The 20,710-nt window shown below is 41.0% G+C and carries 16 protein-coding genes and 1 pseudogene; 13 read left to right on the top strand and 4 right to left on the bottom strand.

Features of this window, described 5'->3' with window-relative positions; translation table 11 throughout:
• Positions 1–39: 39 nt before the first annotated feature.
• Positions 40–1,473: an MATE family efflux transporter gene (locus LKD48_RS00610; RefSeq protein WP_308730836.1), complete on the bottom strand. Its 1,434-nt coding sequence runs from the start codon at positions 1,471–1,473 to the stop codon at positions 40–42.
• Between the two features lie 358 nt (positions 1,474–1,831).
• On the opposite strand from LKD48_RS00610, the pseudogene LKD48_RS16485 reads away from it, so the two are divergent.
• From LKD48_RS16485 to LKD48_RS00580, 6 genes and pseudogenes are all read left to right on the top strand, one after another.
• Positions 1,832–2,242 (top strand): annotated as a pseudogene (locus LKD48_RS16485) (phosphatase PAP2 family protein); the annotation flags it as partial.
• Between the two features lie 15 nt (positions 2,243–2,257).
• The gene (locus LKD48_RS16480) at positions 2,258–2,677 is read left to right on the top strand and encodes a diacylglycerol kinase family protein (RefSeq protein WP_262538056.1); all 420 of its coding nucleotides are present in this window, start codon (positions 2,258–2,260) and stop codon (positions 2,675–2,677) included.
• 31 nt (positions 2,678–2,708) lie between these two features.
• Positions 2,709–3,074, top strand: coding sequence for a hypothetical protein (locus LKD48_RS00595; RefSeq protein WP_066559214.1), 366 nt, complete (start codon positions 2,709–2,711; stop codon positions 3,072–3,074).
• A complete protein-coding gene (locus LKD48_RS00590; RefSeq protein ID WP_308730835.1) occupies positions 3,067–4,641 on the top strand; it encodes an ABC1 kinase family protein in 1,575 nt (524 codons plus the stop codon). The genes LKD48_RS00595 and LKD48_RS00590 overlap by 8 nt, the downstream gene beginning before the upstream one ends.
• Before the next feature lie 37 nt (positions 4,642–4,678).
• Positions 4,679–6,094, top strand: a complete 1,416-nt coding sequence (locus LKD48_RS00585) for a hypothetical protein (protein ID WP_308730834.1) — start codon at positions 4,679–4,681, stop codon at positions 6,092–6,094.
• Positions 6,091–7,065, top strand: a complete 975-nt coding sequence (locus LKD48_RS00580; RefSeq protein WP_308730833.1) for a U32 family peptidase — start codon at positions 6,091–6,093, stop codon at positions 7,063–7,065. The genes LKD48_RS00585 and LKD48_RS00580 overlap by 4 nt, the downstream gene beginning before the upstream one ends.
• A gap of 41 nt (positions 7,066–7,106) precedes the next feature.
• Here LKD48_RS00580 and LKD48_RS00575 read toward each other — a convergent pair whose 3' ends face one another.
• Positions 7,107–8,084, bottom strand: a complete 978-nt coding sequence (locus tag LKD48_RS00575; protein WP_262538026.1) for an alpha/beta hydrolase — start codon at positions 8,082–8,084, stop codon at positions 7,107–7,109.
• 207 nt (positions 8,085–8,291) lie between these two features.
• On the opposite strand from LKD48_RS00575, the gene LKD48_RS00570 reads away from it, so the two are divergent.
• A complete protein-coding gene (locus LKD48_RS00570) occupies positions 8,292–9,467 on the top strand; it encodes an MGDG synthase family glycosyltransferase (RefSeq protein WP_308730832.1) in 1,176 nt (391 codons plus the stop codon).
• 59 nt (positions 9,468–9,526) lie between these two features.
• Here LKD48_RS00570 and LKD48_RS00565 read toward each other — a convergent pair whose 3' ends face one another.
• The gene (locus tag LKD48_RS00565) at positions 9,527–10,252 is read right to left on the bottom strand and encodes a YoaK family protein (RefSeq protein ID WP_227101200.1); all 726 of its coding nucleotides are present in this window, start codon (positions 10,250–10,252) and stop codon (positions 9,527–9,529) included.
• A 256-nt stretch (positions 10,253–10,508) separates the two neighbouring features.
• On the opposite strand from LKD48_RS00565, the gene LKD48_RS00560 reads away from it, so the two are divergent.
• The gene (locus LKD48_RS00560) at positions 10,509–12,023 is read left to right on the top strand and encodes an aminotransferase class I/II-fold pyridoxal phosphate-dependent enzyme (protein WP_331466759.1); all 1,515 of its coding nucleotides are present in this window, start codon (positions 10,509–10,511) and stop codon (positions 12,021–12,023) included.
• Positions 12,024–12,030: 7 nt separating this feature from the next.
• Here LKD48_RS00560 and LKD48_RS00555 read toward each other — a convergent pair whose 3' ends face one another.
• Positions 12,031–13,038: a LacI family DNA-binding transcriptional regulator gene (locus tag LKD48_RS00555; protein ID WP_308730831.1), complete on the bottom strand. Its 1,008-nt coding sequence runs from the start codon at positions 13,036–13,038 to the stop codon at positions 12,031–12,033.
• Positions 13,039–13,264: 226 nt separating this feature from the next.
• Between LKD48_RS00555 and LKD48_RS00550 the strand changes: the two genes are divergently transcribed.
• The 5 genes from LKD48_RS00550 to LKD48_RS00530 all read left to right on the top strand — a co-directional run bounded on the left by LKD48_RS00550 (position 13,265) and on the right by LKD48_RS00530 (position 20,706).
• Positions 13,265–14,665 carry an L-fucose/L-arabinose isomerase family protein gene (locus tag LKD48_RS00550; RefSeq protein WP_308730830.1) on the top strand — a complete coding sequence of 467 codons (1,401 nt, stop codon included), beginning with the start codon at positions 13,265–13,267 and terminating at the stop codon, positions 14,663–14,665.
• A gap of 2 nt (positions 14,666–14,667) precedes the next feature.
• A complete protein-coding gene (locus LKD48_RS00545) occupies positions 14,668–15,501 on the top strand; it encodes a transketolase (protein WP_308730829.1) in 834 nt (277 codons plus the stop codon).
• The gene (locus tag LKD48_RS00540; protein ID WP_308730828.1) at positions 15,494–16,435 is read left to right on the top strand and encodes a transketolase family protein; all 942 of its coding nucleotides are present in this window, start codon (positions 15,494–15,496) and stop codon (positions 16,433–16,435) included. The genes LKD48_RS00545 and LKD48_RS00540 overlap by 8 nt, the downstream gene beginning before the upstream one ends.
• Positions 16,435–17,907, top strand: a complete 1,473-nt coding sequence (locus tag LKD48_RS00535) for an FGGY-family carbohydrate kinase (RefSeq protein ID WP_331466758.1) — start codon at positions 16,435–16,437, stop codon at positions 17,905–17,907. The genes LKD48_RS00540 and LKD48_RS00535 overlap by 1 nt, the downstream gene beginning before the upstream one ends.
• Before the next feature lie 315 nt (positions 17,908–18,222).
• Complete coding sequence (locus LKD48_RS00530) at positions 18,223–20,706, top strand: vWA domain-containing protein (protein WP_308730827.1); 2,484 nt, start codon at positions 18,223–18,225, stop codon at positions 20,704–20,706.
• Positions 20,707–20,710 lie beyond the last annotated feature (4 nt).

Genomic DNA, 20,710 nt, shown 5'->3' with positions numbered 1-20,710 from the left:
GGATCATACAATTAGACTAGCATTAAATTACAAATGAAATTAACTTTTATTGTGTGATTGCTTCTGCCTTTTAACTTCAATGTGGTGTTGCGCCCGGAATTTATCAATGGTGGCAAGACCGGCATCAGATACAGGACGGATCCACTTTCCAGAGTAGAGATGACACTGCATGATAATGTAGCGGATCGGCTCATCAATATAGCAGAACGCAAACACAAGAAGAAATGGTGCATGAAAATAAAAATTAGAAAGATATACAAATGGAAGCACCATAAGATACATGAATGTAATCTCCATAATGGAACCAAAAGCGGCATCTCCGGCAGAACGGTAGGTGTCGTTTTGTGCCCAGTTTCCCATACGAATGATGGCGGCAATGCTGTAAATGATAAGCATGCCAGTACCAATTTCATACGATTTTCCTGAAAGTCCGAGCATATGAAGAAGTGGATTGTGAACGAGCAAAAGTGTCAGACAGGCAATACTTATAATGGCACTGCATAGATAAACCAGACGTTTAGCGCGCTCAAAGGCAAGCTCGTGATTGCCAGCACCAACTTCTTTTCCAACGAGGATTGAGGCTGCATTGGAAAAACCGCTAAAGAATGCAATGACGAGACCTTCCATAGTACGAAAGACAGCGACAGCGGCAATTGCCTGTTCACTTTGACGTCCCAGAACAACGTTAATCATCATATTTCCAATACCAATCAGAACTTCGTTGCATATGATTGGGAAGCACTTGATCAGATAATTTTGCAGAGATTCCTTTGTCCAACGAAAATGTTTGGAAAATTCCAAGACAAATGGAATCCTTTGATGAAGGATAAAGCCAATCAAAATTAAAAGATTCACAACACCGGCAAGAACAGTTCCGACAGCAGCACCAGCGGCACCCATTTCTGGAAGTCCAAATTTTCCAAAAATGAAAAGATAGTTAAAAAAGCAATTGGCGATAACAGAGGCGATGCCGCCATAAAGCGGAATTTTCACGCGTTCGATGGAACGAAGCAGTGCACTCATTGCCATTGACAAAACCTGGAGCGGGTACGCAAAGCCAACAATCCTAAGGTAAGAAATACCAATCGCCTGAATTTCTGGCTTGTCGGTGTAGACTCCCATGATAAAAGAAGGTACTCCGATTGCAAGACCTGCAAAAACAAGAGCAACGGTCGTCATAAAAAGAAGCGTCATTCCATAGGAGCGAGTAATTCCATCATGATCCTTTGCACCCCAATATTGGGCGAAAAATAGCATGCCGCCGCCAATAAAACCCCAGTATCCGGAGAACATCAAACTGGAAAATTGAGCACATAGTCCGACAGCACCAACCGCTTTTTCTCCGATAGAAGCCAGCATAATGGTGTCAACCATACTGCCTGTGGTGGTGAGCAGATTCTGGAGGGCTACTGGTATCGCAATAATGGCAATGTGCTTTAGAAAGTACCCCCAGTCAAATTTTTTCTGCTTCATAAGAAAAACCTCCCCAAAAACAATAATAAAATGCAGAAACAGCGCTATCATATCATGGTTTAATATGTTTTTCCATGTAGGATTTTACTTAAATGATATACTTTTTGGAAGAATATGGTCTTGCCATTTTTGTCGTGCTGTACTATAATGACGACAAAAGAAAAGACAGGCAGGTGATGTAGTGAAATATAAAAAAGGAAAATTGTGGAAGATTCCAACGCTTGTCGTATGTGCAGTTTTATTTGGACTATTGGCGGCTGATATCAGTGGATCATATGTGACTGCACCGATTGATGTTGCAGCGTATCATATTTTAAGGTCATTTGAGAGCAGCGCAGCGACAGGATTTTTCAAAATAATGACTAACATGGTTCATCCAGTAGTACTTTTAGTAATAAGTCTTTCGATGATTCATATTTTAAAGCAGCGTAAATATTTTATAGCTTTGCTTGGAAATTTGATTTTGACAGTCCTTTTGAATGTAGCAATCAAGGGTAGTTTTATGAGAATACGTCCGCCGCAGGAGATGCATCTTGTTATGGAGAGTGGTTATAGCTTTCCGAGTGGACATGCCATGGTGGCAGCGTCATTTTATGGATTTCTTGCATATATGCTTAAGCAGGCAGACTTGAAAAAAAGTCAAAGATATGCGTTTACAGTGCTTAATGCGCTGATTGTGTTTTTAGTTGGCTGCAGTCGAATTTATCTTGGCGTGCATTATGCAACTGACGTTATTGGTGGATTTTGCGTTTCAGTAATGTATCTGATTTTATATACTGAGGTTATTAGTCATTACTTTGCAGCAGAGGCATTAGATGCGGCACATCATCATTTAGATGTAAAGCAAGAGCTTGTTTTAAGTTTTGCCTATGCATTTCGAGGTATATTTGACGGCATCAAAAATGAACGAAATATGATGATACATTATTCAGTAGTTGTATTAGTTGTAGTTTTTGGTGTCACATTAAAGCTGACAGTGACCGAATGGGGCATTTGCCTTATATTATGTGGAATGGTCATTGCACTTGAGCAGGTCAATACTGCAATAGAAGCAGTAGTTGATCTGGTGACAGAGGAACACAAAGAGCTGGCACGTTTAGCGAAAGACACAGCGGCAGGTGCTGTGCTTGTAGCAGCCATCACGGCAGCCATTGTAGGCGGATTAATTTTCTTCCCTAAATTGGCACAGCTTTTTGGATTATAAATTTAACACAAGCAGAAAGGCAGGTAACAGTATGGATTTTAAGGTAACAGATCTTGTAAAGAATGTAGTTTTGGCAGGTATTGGTGCAGCAGCAGTGACAACCGAGAAGGCAAAGGATGTTGCGGATGAACTCGTAAAAAAGGGAAGCCTGACCGTAGAGCAGGGAAAAGTGTTAAACGAGGAACTTAAACACAACATTAAAGAAACCTTGGATAATAAGAAAAAAAAGGATGCTTCTGTTGAGGAACTGCTGTCAGCGATGACACCAGATCAGATTGATGCTTTAAAGGAGCTGTTAAATAAGGCAGCTAAGCCACAGGATAAAGAGGCAAAGGCAGAAGCACCACAGGATGAAGAACAAAAGGCAGAGCAAAAAGAGAATACACAGGATGAGTGAGAGAGAAGACAGATCGAGACTTTCTGAAATCATGCAGATACTGCGGCGTTATCGCATTACAAAAGGGATAACGCCGGTAAAAGTACGTGAGATATTAGAAGAACTAGGACCAACTTATGTAAAGCTGGGACAAATTCTTTCAATACGAACAGATTTAATTTCATCTGAGTATTGCAAAGAGCTGCAGAAGCTGCGCTCTCAGGTCAGCCCAATGCCATATGATGAGGTTAGGGCTGTACTTTACGAAGCATACAAAAAAGACCCAGAGGATGTTTTTGCATCAATTGTAAAGACTCCAATCGGGTCTGCTTCGATTGCGCAGGTTCATGAAGCCTTTCTTAAAAGTGGTGAGCATGTGGTTCTCAAGGTTCAAAGGCGCGGCATTTATGGCACCATGGAAAGAGATGTTGCCATGATGCAGCGTATGCTTCGTTTTGTGCCGCCTGCCCTGAAAGGTCTTGTTGATTTAGAGCGAGTGATAAGTGAGTTTTGGTCAGCAGCTAAAGAGGAAATGGATTTTCTTCGTGAAGCTGCAAATATGGAAACATTTTCAAAAAACAATGAAAATGTCGTTTTTGTTGCGTCTCCTAAGCTGTACAGTGAGCTGACAACAGCACAGGTTCTTGTCATGGAGTATATTGATGGCTACAGCGTTTCAGATAAGCATACACTAGAACAGGAAGGCTATGACCTAGTTGAAATAGGAGAAAAGCTTGCTGACAATTATGTGCGTCAGATTATGCAGGATGGATTTTTCCATGCTGATCCACATCCGGGAAATCTTAGGATTCGCGGTGGAAAAATTGTCTGGCTTGATATGGGAATGATGGGGCGCCTCACGCCAAGAGACAAAAGTCTGATAGCAAAGGCAGTAAAAGCAATCGCAAGAGGAAATAATTCTGAGTTAGTGGATGTGATACTGGCGCTTGGCATTTTTCATGGAAAACCAAATCGAATCCGCTTGTATACCGATATTGAAGGTCTTATGACGCGTTACGGCACGCTGGATATCGGCAGTATTGACATTGCTGCACTTTTAACAGAACTGATAGAGATAATGAGTGCCAATGAGCTTGCAATGCCGGCACAGCTGACACTTCTCGCAAGAGGAATGACGACAATTGAGGGTGTAATTGCAGATTTAAGTCCTCAAGTCAATATCGTGGAGGTAGCGTCGGGACGTATTTCGGCATCATTTTGGGAAAATGTAAATTGGAAGGAAGAACTCAAAAATGAGGGAAGCCAGCTGTATCGCTCCATTAACAGGGCAATGGACATTCCCGTAATAATGGCAGATCTTTTACAGAGCTATCGAAATAATGAGACGAGAATTAAGCTTGATCTTCACGCGACAGAGGATTTGTCACAGATGCTTGAGAAGCTTGTCTCGAAGATGGTTATGGGACTTGTTATAGCAGCACTTCTTCTGGCATCAAGTATTTTATGTACCACACAAATGCAGCCGCACTTGTTTGGAATACCAGCGCTTGGTTTTCTAGGCTATATCATGGCGCTTGGTCTTGCAGGTTATCTAGTGTGGGAGCATTTTAAAAACAAAAATAAATAGCATGCATTAGGCGTGTGATGGCAAAGGCAGGTTTAGGATGATACCATTTGCGATTTTATCAGGCAAAATAAAGACAAAGACAGATGAAAAGGAGATTCGTCTTTTGGAGCTGTCGCCTGATTATTTTACCTTTCGTCTGTTAAAAGAACAGGCAAAAAAATATGCACAGCAGTTATCAGATGCAGGACAGCAAGGCAACGTAGTGCTGTCCTTTTTTCAGTTTCAAAAAAGAAGCTATCATGAAGTGATACTAAATTGTACACGGGACGTTGTAAAAATTGCATTGATGCCGCAAAAACAGATGGAGGGGCTTGTCTGCGAGATTCGTGTTGATGTAAAAAACGAAGAATACCGTATATATACGGAATGCTTTAATAAGGAGTATATGAATTATATATATTTAAAGCTGGATGAGACAGAGGCAGATATGTCAAAGGCATTAGTTGGCTATCCGTCAGAAAAGGAACAAACTTATTCAGATACATTAAAGAAACAGCGAGCAGCATGGACACAAGTACCTAATGAAGCAAAGAAGTCACTGGCAGAGCGAGTAGATGGCATTGAGCTAGATAACCCGGCCTGGTATCAGGCATATCTGTCAAAGCCTCTTAAGGATTTTATTTCTCTTTATTGGGAAAGCAGTGGATGGATTGATATAGATTTATGTAAGATTGCATGGCGTGTACCAAAATATTTTTATATTGGAAATGCATATTGTTTTCATCTGTTTCCTAAAAAGACACAGTTAGAGGCTATGCTTGAAAAGACGTGGAGTGATCATATTTTCCCTGTTTGTGTGTTTGCACCTGTTGAAGAAAAAGATCTAATAAAAATAGAAGAAATATTAAAGCTTCTTTCAGATTGGTGTCAAAATAAATGTGTAAAAACTGAGCTTGTAATAAATGATTGGGGAATGGCAGGTCTGATCAGAAAAAAATATCCGAATCAGTTTTTGCTGACGCTTGGCTGCCTTTTGTCAAAACAAAGACGTGACACAAGAATGAACTATGTTAATAGAAATGACAATGAGCTTAGTAAAGAAAAAAGTCAGGTAGATGCTCCATTTTACAGACAGTATCTTGCCAAGCATTTTAATATAACGCGTGTGTCATTTCAAAACAGCGGCATTGATCAATCATTTTTTACGCCAGACAGTATGATTGGCATGACGCTTCATTTTCCATATTTTCAAATGAATACTTCTGGATGGTGTCCGCTTTTGGCAATGCTTTACAGAGGCAGCAGAGGAAGGCAGAAAGCAGTTGATGATTGCCATTGTGAATGTATGACATATGCATTTGAGTATCCTGATTTTCTTTGCATGACAGGGCGGTATAACAGTATTTTTGGATATAATGATTCGATTAGAATAGAAAAAGAAGGAGTTCGTCTTGTGGCTGGATTTTTAAATGCACCATTAAAAAACGATTCGGCAAAGGGGACAAAGCTATGAAAATTACGGCAGGATTAGGCTCGGTGGATGATTATCTTCCTTATGTGGAAGCAGGGGCAGATGAATTTTTTTGCGGCTATGTGCCATATGAATGGATGAAAAACGGAGGATTGACATATCCGCTAAATCGCAGAGAGGTGCTTTATTATAACGTGCAGATCGGATCTGAAAGTGAAATGGAGATCTTAGCAGCACTTGTCAGAAGAAAGAAAAAAATAGTCACAGTAGCGTTAAATGGATTATTTTATGCACCTCATCAATATCCGATGATAGAAGCACTTATTAAGCGTTTGTTTCATATGGGTTTTTCGACATTTATTGTTGGAGATATGGCGCTGCTTGTCTTTTTAAAAAAGAATCTGACAGTTCCGGCAGAAATTCATGTAAGTGGTGAAATGTCGGAATCAAATCATATAATGATTGATGAGATGAGAAGTCTTGGGGCAAAACGGATTATTTTTCATCGTAAGGTAACACCGCAGGAGATGAAAAGCTGTATTGATTATCAAAAAATGCAGTATCCAAAACAGCCGCTCGAGTATGAGGCTTTTGCATTAAATGAGCTTTGTCATTTTACAGGTGCATTTTGCAGCAGTCTTCATTGTGATGAATTAGCACCTGCCTGCCGTCTACCTTATAGACTTATAAGAACAGAACAAGCAGATATTTTGAATTATAAGAGACAGCCAGATCAGGCAGATCTGGAAAATGCAGTAGAGAATTTTGTGCTTGGACAAAGCGGATGTGGTCTGTGTGCACTTTGGCAGCTGCGAGATGCAGGCATTACTCATATTAAGCTTGTAAGCCGGGGAAATTATACGGCGGATACCATAGAAGATATCCGCCAATTAAAAAATGCTCTTAATATTTTAGAAAAATCAACCTGCGAAAAAGACTATAAAAAACAAATGAAAAGCAGGCTGTTTGCAAATGACTGCAGCCATAATTGTTACTATATTACAGAAAATTGACTAGCTGCTGATATGTTGTAATTTAAGATGCAGACAATATATTAGAGTGACCATTGTGTGCGAAGCCATGCATCTGCAAGACAAGGCCAAATGGAAACTTCTGCGTTAGGCTCACGTGAACAAGGATTACCAGGCATATGGTTTGGAAATTCTCTTTCTAAATCTGCCAGCTTTTCTTTGGATACGTCAACATTGGCAGTACCAGCTTTAATCGCATCAATAGTATATTTGAATGGATCTAGTGTATACAGTTCACCGAAGATTCCCTGTGCCCAGGAAGCTGTTGCCAAAGAAAGTCCATGAGGACCCTGTGAGAAAACATGATGAGCAAAAGAAACACCATTTTTCTTGCAGGCATCAGCAAAAAGATAACTGTTTTCAACAGGAACTACTTCATCAGTTACAGTCTGCCACAGAAAGCTAGGAGGTGTCTGTGAAGTTACCTGTGTCTCAAGAGACATATATTTTAATTCATCTGCTGTTGGGTTAGCACCAAGCAGATTTTGCATGGAGCCTTCATGTGTATAAGGACCAGAGGTAATAACAGGGTAACATAGAAGCATTGCATCTGGTCTTGCACTGACATTACTATAGAGCGGATTTTTTTCTTCAATATCATTATAATGTACGCCCTCGCTGGCAGTCAGATGGCCGCCGGCAGAAAAGCCACATGTTGCAATGCAGTCTGGCTTGATGCTGTATTCATTGCTGCGGCTTCTGACAATGCGAACAGCACGTGCAAGATCACGCATTGGCTGATCCTTAAGAGGGATCGTTCCAAGCAGATTTGTCGTGTAGGTGAGAACAAAAGTCTGATAACCCTTATGGTAGAAATCAAGAGCGACAATGCCTGCCTCTGTTGGTGATGCAATATAGTAGGCGCCTCCTGGAACAACGAGCACACAAGGACGCTCTTTATTGTCTTCATGAAGATAGCCAGTCAGAAACGGAACAAATCCGTAGCCCTGAGGCCAGGTGTATTCACCATCTTCCCAGATTGAAAAACGAATTGTTTTCATAAAAAAATACCATGCCTTTCCGTATAAATTGCAGCAAAGCTGCTTTTCTTTTTTTATAGCACTATTCAGGCTGAATGGCAAGCAGAAAGTTAAGTGTAGACATTTTAAAATGGATATGGTAGCATTATTATGAAGAGTTCGGGAGTGCAAAGTACGTAGCAATCTGGTATTATACATCATAATGATGGAAAGAAGGAGGAAAACCATATGAGAGTATTAATTTTATCGTGCGGTACAGGCGGAGGACATAATGCAGCAGCAAGTGCGATGAAGGAAGCGTTAGAGGCGCGTGGTCACAGTGCAGATGTATTGAATCCATATACATTAAAAACTAATAAGCTAGCCAAAATTATCGACGTTGTCTATGTACGGCTGGTGCAGATATCTCCGACATTATTTGGCTGTGTTTATAAAATTGGTGATGCCTACCGCAGACTGCCATGGCGTTCACCAGTCTATTTTGTAAATGCACAGATGGTTCCTGTTATGGATAAGTATTTAAAGGAAAATAAATATGACGCGATTTTAATGCCGCATCTGTTTCCGGCGGAGATGGTAACGCAGATGAAGGCAAAAGGGATCAATCTTCCTCCAACGATTTTTGTCGCGACTGACTATGTATGTACTCCATTTACAGAAGAAACTAATTGTGATGCGTATGTAATTCCATCAAGACATGTAAGGTATGATTTTTTAAGAAGAGGAATACCAGAAGAAAAGATAAAATCACTTGGCATTCCTGTTCGAAAGGAGTTTGCTAAAAAGGTTTCAAAAGAGGAAGCCAGAAAAGAGCTTGGATTAGAGGAGGATACATTTTATCTGCTTGTAAGTGCAGGCAGCATGGGAGCGGGCGGAATTGTGAAAACAATTAAGCTTTTGTATCGTTGGTGCAAAAAGCAAAATAAGAAGCTTGAGAAAAAACGTAAGAACGAGAATGAAAATCAGCGCCAGACAAAGTTAATTATTATATGCGGAAATAATAAGGTACTGTATGAGACACTGCAAAAAATTGTTGGCGATGATGATTGTGTTATATTGACTGGATTTACAAAGCAGATGGCACTTTATCTGAAGGCAAGTGATGTGTGTATTACAAAGCCTGGTGGTCTTTCAAGTACAGAGGCTGCAGTTGCCAATATACCATTTATACATGCAATGGCAATTCCAGGCTGTGAAACAAGAAATCTTGAATTTTTTGAATCATGCGGCATGAGCATAGGTGTGAAAAAAACAAAGGGTCAGCTGATTCGTGCAGTGAATAGAATACAGGGTAAGGAGCTTTGTGAGACAATGAAGCTGGCACAGAGAAAATTTGTGCGTCCAGACAGTGACATGGCGATCTGCCGTCTGACAGAAAAAATGGTACGGAATGTAAATTTATAGTAACTACAATTTCAAATAGATCTAAGTAGTTACAATTTAAACAAAAAAACCGGCGAGCCTTAGTGGCCAGCCGGTTTCTTGTTTAATAGATCGTGTTCCCAGGTCAGATCCGCATGAGCGAGTCTGTAGAAAAGAATTAAAAGAGGAACAAGAGCGATCCAGATTGATTTTTCGTTCATAAATTTACAGAAGACTGAAAGTAAGAAAGCACCAACACAGAAGCAGACAATCATGCCAAGATGTTCCATACCACGATGAAAACCTTTCTGATCATGCTTTCTAACTAGCTTTGCAACGCCAATTCCAACCTGGCGAATATGGTTGGTGCAGAAGGTTGTTGCCATCGGAATACCCTCAGCTTGACGGAATGTATTATACTGCATTGAGGCAATAAAGTTAACAGCGACCTGAACAACAGGATCTGGTACTGTTGTTGGAATAAATCCAATGATAAAAAGAATAAGTGCTTCAAATCCAACAAGCCAAGTGTCCCAGCGAAACAGGCCGTAGTGCTTTATTGGTGTAGGGAGAATCTCAGAGGCAATCGCACCAAGAACATAAGCAGATATTGGAATAAAATAGAAAAGTGCGTGCTTAAAGTTGCCCTCTCCAAGTGAAATTCCCAGCATCAAAAAGTTTGCCGTCTGTGCATTACAGAAAACACCGCCGCGTACAACATATGTGTAAGCACCCATAATACCGGAATTCAGCATTAAAAGATAGAAAACACTTACATGTTCGCATGTAAGATAACCAGAAGAATCATGTCTCAATTTCAGAGTCATTGCAGAACATCTCCTTAATAAAATAGTAGTGTAAAGACATACAATACACTACATATTATTATAAAGCAAAAAGTGATTTTGGACTATGCGCGAAAAGGACAAAAAAACAATGAAAAATATATCGCAAGTTGTCAGTTTCGGGGAAAGAAATAAAAAAGTTCAAGATGCTGAACTTCAAAAATAAAACTTGAACTTTTACGGCTGCCGTGCTATAGTGTGCATGTAGGAAATTGAACTAAGATAATAAGGAGTGGATATGGCAGCATTTGCAGAGCGATTGAAAGAGGCTATGGAATTAAAGGGGCTAAAACAGGCAGATGTTATTCGTCTGGCACAGCCATTTGGAGAGCCGGTCGGCATTCGGATCGGCAAGAGCCATATGAGTCAATATGTAAGTGGCAAGACAGAGCCAAGGCGTGATATTTTAAAGGTTTTGGCGCAGGCGCTTGAGGTAGATTATCTGTGGCTTGAAGGCGATGATGTGGCAATGACAGCAGACAGTCAGCCGGCAAAAGAGCAGCAGAGTAAAAATTCATGGAGTATAGGAGAAGACGGTATGAGAACATTTAATAAATCATCAAAGCTGGACAATGTATTGTATGATGTGAGAGGACCGGTTGTAGAGGAAGCAAAGAGAATGGAAGATGCAGGTATGCATGTTCTGAAATTAAACATCGGAAATCCGGCACCGTTTGGCTTTCGTACACCAGAAGAGGTTATCTTTGATATGCGCCAGCAGCTTACTGAGTGTGAGGGATACTCTGATTCTAAGGGCTTATTCTCAGCAAGAAAGGCAATCATGCAGTATGCACAGTTAAAGAATCTTCCGAATGTTACGATCAATGACATCTATACAGGAAATGGCGTCAGTGAGCTTATCAATCTGTCTATGCAGGCACTTCTTGATGAGGGAGATGAGATTTTAATTCCGTCACCTGATTATCCGCTGTGGACAGCAACAGCTACACTTGCCGGTGGAAAGGTTGTTCACTATATTTGTGATGAACAGGCAGAATGGTATCCTGATATGGATGATATTAAAAAGAAGATAACAGACCGTACAAAGGCCATTGTTTTGATTAATCCAAACAATCCGACTGGTGCATTATATCCAAAGGAAGTATTGATGGAGATTGTAAAAATTGCAAGAGAGCATCAGTTAATCATTTTCTCAGATGAGATTTATGATCGTCTTGTTATGGATGGAGAAGAGCATATCTCAATTGCATCGCTGGCACCAGATCTGTTTTGCGTAACATTCAGTGGCCTGTCTAAATCTCACATGATTGCAGGTTTTCGTATTGGCTGGATGATTTTAAGCGGAAAGAAGGAGATGGCAAAGGATTATATTGAAGGCTTAAACATGCTTTCTAACATGCGACTTTGCTCCAACGTTCCGGCACAGTCTATCGTACAGACTGCACTCGGAGGATATCAGAGCGTAAATAATTATATTATACCAGGCGGCCGTATTTATGAGCAAAGAGAGTATATCTATAAGGTATTAAATGATATTCCTGGCATCAGTGTTGTAAAGCCAAAGGCAGCTTTTTATGCCTTCCCAAAGATTGATACAAAACGCTTCAATATCGTCGATGATGAGAAATTTGCTCTTGATTTCTTAAAGGAGAAGAAGGTTCTGATCGTACATGGAGGTGGCTTTAACTGGAAGCAGCCAGACCATTTCCGTATTGTATATCTGCCGCGTATTGAGATACTTGAGGAATCATTAAACAATTTGCGTGATTTCTTATCGACATATCAGCAGTAAGGGTTGCTTACACTGAGAATCGCTTCACAAGTTTTGCGGAGACTTCAATTTTACAGGTGTGTTGCTTGGACTCTTCAATTTGAGAGAGAAGTTCACGGGCAGCCACCTCTCCCATATAGTGTCTTGGAATTGAGATAGTGGTCAGTGCAGGATCAATTATGCGTCCCTCAGAAATATTGTCAAAGCCTACTACAGCGATATCTTCTGGTACGCGAAAGCCACGCAGTTTCAGCGCTTTAATGGTACCAATTGCAATTAAATCGTTGTCTGCAAAATAGCAGTCAGCGAGTGTATCGGCGCGGTCAATAATGGCGAGCATATCTGCCATAGCACCGTCAATTGTAGGAGAAAGCTGATGGATTATGCAGCGAGAGCGTGACATTCCATTATCCTGCACCGCACGGAAAAATCCCTCCTGACGTTCAGAAAAATTTCGAAGCGGATATGAGGACTGAAGGTATCCAGGCTGTTTTAAGCATCTGCTGATTAAATAGTCAGTGGCAAGATATGCACCTTGTCGGTTGTTTGGCAAAACATAGGTAAAGTCAAGCCCTTCAAAATAGGCATCCATGATGACAACAGGGAACGGAAGTTTAAAAAAAGGTCTGACGACTTCCTCTCGCATTTCTGTTCCAAATAATAGAATGCCCACACAATCAGTTGCGCGTAAATCCTCCAGATAATGATCTAGGTTGTCACGCTTTTCATAGAAATTGACAACTTTTAATTTATAACATTCTTTTTGTATTACAGATTCCATTCCCTCCACCATAGTATCGAAAATAGGAGAATAGGATAAAATAGCATTGTGAGAACGATAGCTGACAGCGTAAATGCTGCCAGCTTTATTTTTTTTAAGAGAAAGTTTTGTAAAATCATAATCATATTTTTCAGCTGCTTCGATAATCATCCTGCGTGTTTCTGTGCTGACGCCAGGCTTATTATTAAGCGCCATAGAAACTGCAGTTTGGGACAGACCAAGTTTTTGTGCCAGTTCTTTGGCAGTAATGGACATAATAGACCTCCTGATTAGAAAATATAATAAAGTGATTGTACATCATGCATCGAAAATACACAAGAAATTTGAATAAAATAAAGTAAAAATAAAGTGAAAAATACTTTATTATCTGTTGGAATAAAGTTGAAACAGAAATATACTAAAGCCAGAAGTTAATTATTAAAACATATCATCAGCAAAAAAAGTGAAAGATTTGATTTTGCTGGGAAGGTGAGGAGAAAAAATGGCAAATATAAAGCTTGGATATGCACCAACAAGAAGAAGTATTTTTAGTGCACCAGATGCGGTAAAATATCGTGGATTGACAGCAGACAGATTACGAGAATTGGGTGTTGATTTTGTTGATATTACGGATGTAAATGAGGAAGGTCTTCTGTATGATGAAGAAGGTCGAAAAAGAATTGCAGAGAAATTTAAAAAGGAAAAGATTGATGGTTTGCTTCTTGCACATTGTAACTTTGGAACAGAGTTTGAATGTGCAAGACTGGCAAAGGAACTGAATGTACCAGTCTTGCTATGGGGACCACTTGACGAAAGACCAGATGAAAATGGTGTACGTCTTCGTGATACGCAGTGTGGATTATTTGCGACAGGAAAGGTATTGCGAAGATTTCGGGTTCCATTTACATATCTGACAAACTGTAGACTGAATGACCCTGTGTTTGAACGAGGAATCCGTGACTTTTTGGCAGTCTGTAATGTAGTAAAGACCTTCCGCAATATGAGAATTCTTCAGATTTCAACAAGACCGTATGAATTCTGGTCAACAATGTGCAATGAAGGTGAGTTGTTGGAAAAGTTTAATATTCAGTTGACACCAATTCCAATGCCAGAGCTTACCGATGAGATGAAAAAGGCAAAAGAGCAGGGAGAAGAAGTAGTAAAGGTTATGCAGTATTGCCGTGAGAACATGGAGATTTGCATCAAGGAAAATGAGCTTGAAAATGTTGCTGCTTTGAAGGTTGCAATGAAGAATTTGATCCAAAAGTATGGATGCCAGGCAGCTGCAATTCAGTGCTGGAATCAGCTACAAAAGGAAATTGGCATTATGCCATGTGCAGCAAATGCGCTGTTAAATGAAGAGGGCATTCCGGTTGTATGTGAGACCGATATTCACGGTGCAATCACAGCACTTTTGGTTGAGGCAGCAGCACTCGATGATACCAGAAGCTTCTTTGCAGATTGGACAATTCGTCATCCAGACATTGCAAACGGAGAACTGTTACAGCACTGTGGACCATGGCCAATTTCAGTTGCAAAGGAAAAGCCAAAGCTGACTTATCCACTTGCATTCTCTCATCCAGGAAGCATCACAGCAGAGGCAAAGCATGGAGAGGTGACACTTGCCCGCTTTGATGGAGATAACGGAAACTACTCAATGCTGTTAGGAAAAGCAAAGGGTGTTGATGGACCAAAAGGAATGGGAACCTATCTGTGGGTTGAGGTTGAAAATATTAAGAGACTGGAAGCAAAAATCGTAGAGGGACCTTATATTCATCACTGTGTAGGAATTCATAAGGATGTTGTAGCAAGACTTTATGAGGCATGCAAGTATATGGGAATCACACCAGATTTGTATGATCCGATTGAAGAGGATGTAAAAGCATATTTAAGAGGTGAATGAGAATGGAAAATTTAAAAGCAAAGGCTTTTGATTTACGAAAAGATGCAGTTGATATTATTGTTGCCGGAAAAGGTGGCCATATCGGCGGCGATATGAGTGTGATGGACATTTTGATTAGTCTGTATTTTTGCCAGATGAATGTGTCACCGGATCGTTTAGAGGATCCAGATCGAGACCGCTTTGTGTTAAGCAAGGGGCATTCGGTTGAGGCTTACTATGCAGTGCTTGCTGCAAAAGGCTTTTTGGATCTGGAAGATGTAAAGGCAAATTTCTCGAAATTTGGTTCCAAATATATTGGACATCCAAACAACAAGCTTCCAGGCATTGAGATGAACTCTGGATCGTTAGGACATGGACTTCCGGTCTGTGTTGGAATGGCACTTGCAGGAAAGATGGATAAAAGATCCTACCGCGTTTATACTGTAATGGGTGATGGTGAGTTGGCAGAGGGCTCTGTATGGGAAGGCTTCATGGCAGGTCATCAGTATCAGTTAGATAATCTGTGTGCAGTCATTGACCGAAATCATCTTCAGATCTCTGGAAATACTGAGGATGTGATGGGGCATGAAAAGTTGGCAGAGCGCATTAGTGCATTCGGCTGGCATGTGATTGAAGTAACAGATGGAAATGATCTAGATCAGTTAAATGCAGCATTTGAGGAGGCGAAGACCGTGAAGGGACAGCCGACTGCAGTGATTGCAAACACAATCAAGGGATTCGGATCAAGCGTGATGGAGAATAAGGCAAATTGGCATCATAAGGTTCCAACACAGGAAGAATATGATCAGATCATAGCAGATTTTGCAAAGCGAAAGGAGGCACTTCTTCATGAATAAGATTCCAAATAGACAGGCAATTTGTGAAGTATTGATGGACAGAGCAAAAGAAGATAAAAATATTGTAGTACTGTGCTCTGATTCAAGAGGTTCAGCATCTATGACACCATTTGCGGATGCCTTTCCAGAACAGTTTGTTGAAACAGGCATTGCTGAGCAAAATCTTGTCAGTATTTCAGCAGGTCTTGCTAAGTGCGGCAAAAAGACGTTTGCCTGTTCACCGGCATGTTTTCTTTCAACAAGAAGCTATGAGCAGGCAAAGATAGATGTTGCTTACTCTAATACAAATGTGACATTAATTGGAATAAGTGGTGGTGTCAGCTATGGTGCATTAGGAATGAGTCATCATTCAGCACAGGATATAGCATCAATGGCAGCAATTCCTAATATGCGTGTTTACTTGCCAAGTGATCGTCACCAGACAAAAAAGCTGATTGAGTCTCTTCTTTTGGATGAAAAGCCAGCATATATTCGCGTTGGAAGAAATCCAGTTGAGGATATATATACACAGGAAAATTGTCCTTTTGAGATGGATAAGGCAACTGTATTACAGGAGGGAAGCGATGTGGCTATTATCGCATGCGGAGAGATGGTACGCCCTTCATTGGATGCAGCAGCATTATTAAAGGAGCAGGGAATTTTGGCTAGTGTGCTTGATATGTATTGTGTTAAGCCACTTGATGAAACTGCTGTGAGAAATGTAGCAGAGCGGGCAAAGGTCGTGATTACAGTAGAGGAACATTCACCGTTTGGAGGTCTTGGGGCGATGGTTGCGCAGACAGTAGCTAGAGTGTGTCCTAAAAAGGTAATTAACATGGCGCTTCCAGATGCTCCAGTTATAACAGGAACCTCAAAGGAGGTCTTTGATTACTATGGATTAAATGCAAAGGGAATTGCAGATAAAGCAGTCAAGGCACTGAAAGGAACAAAATAATGGCAGCGTATATTATAAGCATAGACCAGAGTACGCAGGGAACAAAAGCACTGCTATTTGATGAGAACGGACAGATTGTGCGCCGCACAGATTGTGCCCATCGGCAGATAATTAACGAGAAAGGCTGGGTTTCACATGATCCAGAGGAAATTTATCAAAATGTGCTTAAGGTGACACAAGAGCTTCTTGATGGAATTGATAAAAGTTGTGTTGCAGGTGTAGGAATCAGTAATCAGCGTGAGACTACACTTGCATGGAACAGAATAAGTGGAAAACCATATGGGCAGGCAGTTGTATGGCAATGTGCGAGAGCATCACAAATTTGTGAGCGAGAGTCTATCAAGCTTCTGGCAGAAAAGATCCGCCAAAAGACAGGAATGAATCTTTCTCCTTATTTTCCAGCCGCAAAGCTGGCTTGGCTTCTTGAAAATGAAGAGGGAGCAATGCAGGCAGCACAAAAGCATGAAATTTGTCATGGTACAATTGACAGCTGGCTTGTATATAAACTGACAGGCAAAAAGGAATATCGTACAGATTATTCCAATGCATCAAGAACACAGTTATTTAACATTTTTGAATTGAAATGGGATAAAGAACTTTGCTATTTATTTGGAATTGATCCGACAAACCTGGCAGAGGTAACAGATTCTGATGCTTGTTTTGGTGAAACAGATTTTGAAGGTCTTTTGCCAAAAAAGGTTCCGATTCACAGTGTAATGGGAGATTCTCATGGCGCACTTTTGGGACAGGGTTGTCTGCAGCCAGGAAGTATTAAGGCAACATATGGAACAGGTTCTTCTATTATGATGAATATTGGTGAAAAACCAATTATAAGCACGCATGGAGTTGTGACCTCGCTTGCTTGGAAAATTGGCGGAAGTGTTAAGTATGTTTTAGAGGGGAATTTAAATTATACGGGTGCTGTGATTACATGGTTAAAGGATGATTTAGAGTTGATCTGCTCAGCGTCAGAGACAGAAGATCTGGCCAGACGTGCTATAAAGGAAGATAAGCTATATCTGGTTCCGGCATTTAGCGGACTGGGTGCACCATATTGGGACAGCGAGGCAAAGGCTTCTATTGTTGGAATGAGCAGAACTACTAAAAAAGCGGAGTTTGTGCGGGCAGCACTGGAATGTATTGCATATCAAATTACAGATATTGTAAATGCAATGTCGGAGGATGCTGAGATTAGTGTAAAGCAGCTTTGTGTGGATGGTGGTCCAACAAGAAATTCCTATTTGATGCAGTTTCAAAGTGATATTTTGGGTGCTAGTGTTCTTGTACCAAACGCAGAGGAGCTTTCAGCTATTGGACCTGCCTATGCGGCAGGATATCGTCTTGGCCTGTGGGGAGAAGAAATTTTTACAAAGCTACAGCGCACGTCATATAAACCTTGCATGGAAGAGAATATAAGAAAAGAAAAGTACTCAGGCTGGAAGAATGCAGTCAGTTCAGTTTTAAATAAGTGAGGAAGTGTACTGGTCAAGCTTTTTTGTAACACAACTGCACAATTGATACTTGAAAAAGAAGCGCACGATCCAAGTGGCGATTTTTGCATGAAACAAGGAGCGGATGGACTTTTCTGTGCAGAGATTGGCTCTGGAACCTGGACTGTTTCATATTTAAAATAAAACATTTTTTAATTGTAATCTTCGCAAAAAATTAAAAAAACCGTAAGAATCACTTCCTTGTGTTTGACACATCGCTGTGCTATAGTAAAAGAAAAAGCTGTGTCGAAAGATGCAAAACAGTGCAGTCAAATGTGATGCGCATGGGGAGGCTGGATGAAAAAACAAATTATACTTTTTGTGCTCCTGTTGTCGCTTATGACAGCAGGAGTTTTTCCTTTACAGAATACGATTGGCTATGCAAGCGAGTCATCAGGAAGAAAGATCGTGACTATTGTTTTTGATGATTCCTTTAGTATGGCAAATGAGAATCGCTACTCGAATGCTAATTATGCGATTCAGGCATTTATTGCGCTTTTAAATGAAGAGGATGAACTTCATTTAATTTATATGAGTGATGCTGCAAGACAGCTGGCGGCGCAGCCGGGAAATTTTGATCCGTCAGCGATTGCAAAAGATATTGACCTGACAAATCCGCAATCAGGTGCTGATCAGGTGAGAAATAATCCGTGGCAGGGTGCAGGAACACCGTTTGGTGCAGTGCAGATGGGATACAATGAATTAGTATCTCATGAAGATACTGATTCTTCCACACAATATTATCTGATTGTATTGTCAGATGGTGGTTTTATGGACGATGCGACAAATCAGATTACGATTGACACTGGGACTGTGCAGGGACAGTTTGAATCCTTTTATGGAACATTGATGCCAAACCAGACACATATGAATACATATTATCTGGCAATTGGTGCAGAAGCAGTGGCGCTTACTGATAGACCAGATCTTAACTTTCATGCGCAGACGGCGTCAGATGGTCAGAGTATGATTCTTGCAATAGGAGCGTTAGCTTATACTATTTCAGGCCGCTATCATCTTGATGCTTCAGAGATTTCTGTTTATGATACGCTTGTCAGTTTTACTAGCGAACTTCCATTAAAGAGTGTATCCTTTTTATCGCAGGGAAGAGGGGCAGCAGTATCTTCTGTCACTGGACCAAATGGCGAAAACTATGAAATAAGACGAAACGTGACTCTTGCACCAGATGGATATAATGCCGATCCATCACTTTTTGGAAATGCAATCGTGACTGATGCAGGTGGTGCGAATATGCCTGCAGGTACATATCAGGTGCAGTTTACAGCAGGAGTTGATCCGGCCAGTCTGAATGTTATGATTGAGCCGGCTGTAGAGTGCCGTCTGGCTGTACAATATAATGGGGAGACAGTTTCGGCAGAAAAATTAGCAGAAATTCCAGAGGGTGAGACTGTGACGATCACGGCGCAGGCTGTTGAGAGCGGAACCGATACGGTGGTTGATAGTTCATTTTTGGAGGAAGGAACTGCCAATACACTTGTCTATGAGGTAGATGGAAATGAGATTGTACGTTCCGATACAGGTGAGCTGACGATCACTTTGCAGCTTGGTGCGGGGCGCATAAGCGGACAAATTCAGATGCCAGGCTTTTTGCCAAAGACGGCAGATGAGCGTTTTACGACAAAGTCAAAAGTTGTATATCGTGTAGAATCAGATGCAGCTGATGTATCTGTGCGTCAGAATGAGTTAGATTCCTGCGAAGAAATTCGTTTTTACCTTACAGCAGATGGCGTGAAAATGAGTGCTGATGAAGCAAAGAATTACCCGCTTTCTACACCGGTATTAACTGGTGTAGAGGTGGAGTATGAGTGGTACCAGGATGAGGATAGTGGTGAGTGGATTTTTAAGCCAAAGGGTGAAACAGACAGTACTGGCACACTTACGGTTTATGTAGAAAATGAAGAATTAGAGGCATCAGGTCAGGCAGTTATTGATGTGATTCCAAGAATACATTATCAGATTATACAGATTGGTGGACAGGATGCTCATGCAGCGCAGACATCTCTTGGGCAAATGGAGCCAATAAAGTTTCAGATTACAGCTGATGCAGAGACACTTGATAGGGCAGCAATTGATGCGTTAAAGACAAAGCCTACGCTAGCTGTTAAGATGACAGACAGCTCATTTTTTATATGGAAAACAGGCGAAAAAAGAAATGGCATTTCTGGACGGTGGTATATTGAAGATGATGGAACATGTGTATACCAGCCGAAAGGCCTAAGCTGGTTTTATGGAACTGGAGAAGTGGCACTGACACTCTCTGAGGAGGCATCGTGTACGGCAGTCTTTACAATAGAGGAAAGAAGTTTTCTTTATTGGATACCGATTGGTTTTGTCTTATTCTCACTTTTTCTTCTCTGGTGTATCATAGGGTGGATTCGTCAGCCTAAATTCAATAATCAGATCATGGAGATTGTGGTATATACAAAGTTTGGAAGTGCAATTCAGGAATCACCGCGCATCAAGGTTATGAAGCGTCGCATCGGATTGATTCCATATCGTGCATGTCGCATGCGTGTAGGTGATCTTGTATTTATTGCAGCGCCAGGTCGAAAAATCGTACTAGATAAGGATTGTGTGAGAGGACGTGTTGTATATTCAGGTAAGGTTCGGTTTATGGGAAGAAGTGCAGGAAACATGAAACGTTTGCTTCGTATGATGGAACCGGCAAAGCGTGATGTGCGCATGGTGCGCGGCATGGAACTTTATGTGGCACCAGATAAAAATGCGCAGGCGCTGACTGGATACCGTATTACAGGGTAAGCAG

Source organism: Anthropogastromicrobium aceti, assembly GCF_020687335.1.
Classification (GTDB): domain Bacteria; phylum Bacillota; class Clostridia; order Lachnospirales; family Lachnospiraceae; genus Anthropogastromicrobium; species Anthropogastromicrobium aceti.
Note: the sequence above shows the minus strand (reverse complement) of the source record. Positions and strands in the feature narration are given on the sequence as shown.

What these genes read in the sequence shown, in the direction of transcription:
- LKD48_RS00610 (WP_308730836.1), bottom strand. Translation starts at nt 1,473, where the DNA reads ATGAAGCAGAAAAAATTTGACTGGGGGTACTTTCTAAAGCACATTGCC.
- LKD48_RS00595 (WP_066559214.1), top strand. Translation starts at nt 2,709, where the DNA reads ATGGATTTTAAGGTAACAGATCTTGTAAAGAATGTAGTTTTGGCAGGT.
- LKD48_RS00590 (WP_308730835.1), top strand. Translation starts at nt 3,067, where the DNA reads ATGAGTGAGAGAGAAGACAGATCGAGACTTTCTGAAATCATGCAGATA.
- LKD48_RS00585 (WP_308730834.1), top strand. Translation starts at nt 4,679, where the DNA reads ATGATACCATTTGCGATTTTATCAGGCAAAATAAAGACAAAGACAGAT.
- LKD48_RS00580 (WP_308730833.1), top strand. Translation starts at nt 6,091, where the DNA reads ATGAAAATTACGGCAGGATTAGGCTCGGTGGATGATTATCTTCCTTAT.
- LKD48_RS00575 (WP_262538026.1), bottom strand. Translation starts at nt 8,084, where the DNA reads ATGAAAACAATTCGTTTTTCAATCTGGGAAGATGGTGAATACACCTGG.
- LKD48_RS00570 (WP_308730832.1), top strand. Translation starts at nt 8,292, where the DNA reads ATGAGAGTATTAATTTTATCGTGCGGTACAGGCGGAGGACATAATGCA.
- LKD48_RS00565 (WP_227101200.1), bottom strand. Translation starts at nt 10,252, where the DNA reads ATGACTCTGAAATTGAGACATGATTCTTCTGGTTATCTTACATGCGAA.
- LKD48_RS00560 (WP_331466759.1), top strand. Translation starts at nt 10,509, where the DNA reads ATGGCAGCATTTGCAGAGCGATTGAAAGAGGCTATGGAATTAAAGGGG.
- LKD48_RS00555 (WP_308730831.1), bottom strand. Translation starts at nt 13,038, where the DNA reads ATGTCCATTACTGCCAAAGAACTGGCACAAAAACTTGGTCTGTCCCAA.
- LKD48_RS00550 (WP_308730830.1), top strand. Translation starts at nt 13,265, where the DNA reads ATGGCAAATATAAAGCTTGGATATGCACCAACAAGAAGAAGTATTTTT.
- LKD48_RS00545 (WP_308730829.1), top strand. Translation starts at nt 14,668, where the DNA reads ATGGAAAATTTAAAAGCAAAGGCTTTTGATTTACGAAAAGATGCAGTT.
- LKD48_RS00540 (WP_308730828.1), top strand. Translation starts at nt 15,494, where the DNA reads ATGAATAAGATTCCAAATAGACAGGCAATTTGTGAAGTATTGATGGAC.
- LKD48_RS00535 (WP_331466758.1), top strand. Translation starts at nt 16,435, where the DNA reads ATGGCAGCGTATATTATAAGCATAGACCAGAGTACGCAGGGAACAAAA.
- LKD48_RS00530 (WP_308730827.1), top strand. Translation starts at nt 18,223, where the DNA reads ATGAAAAAACAAATTATACTTTTTGTGCTCCTGTTGTCGCTTATGACA.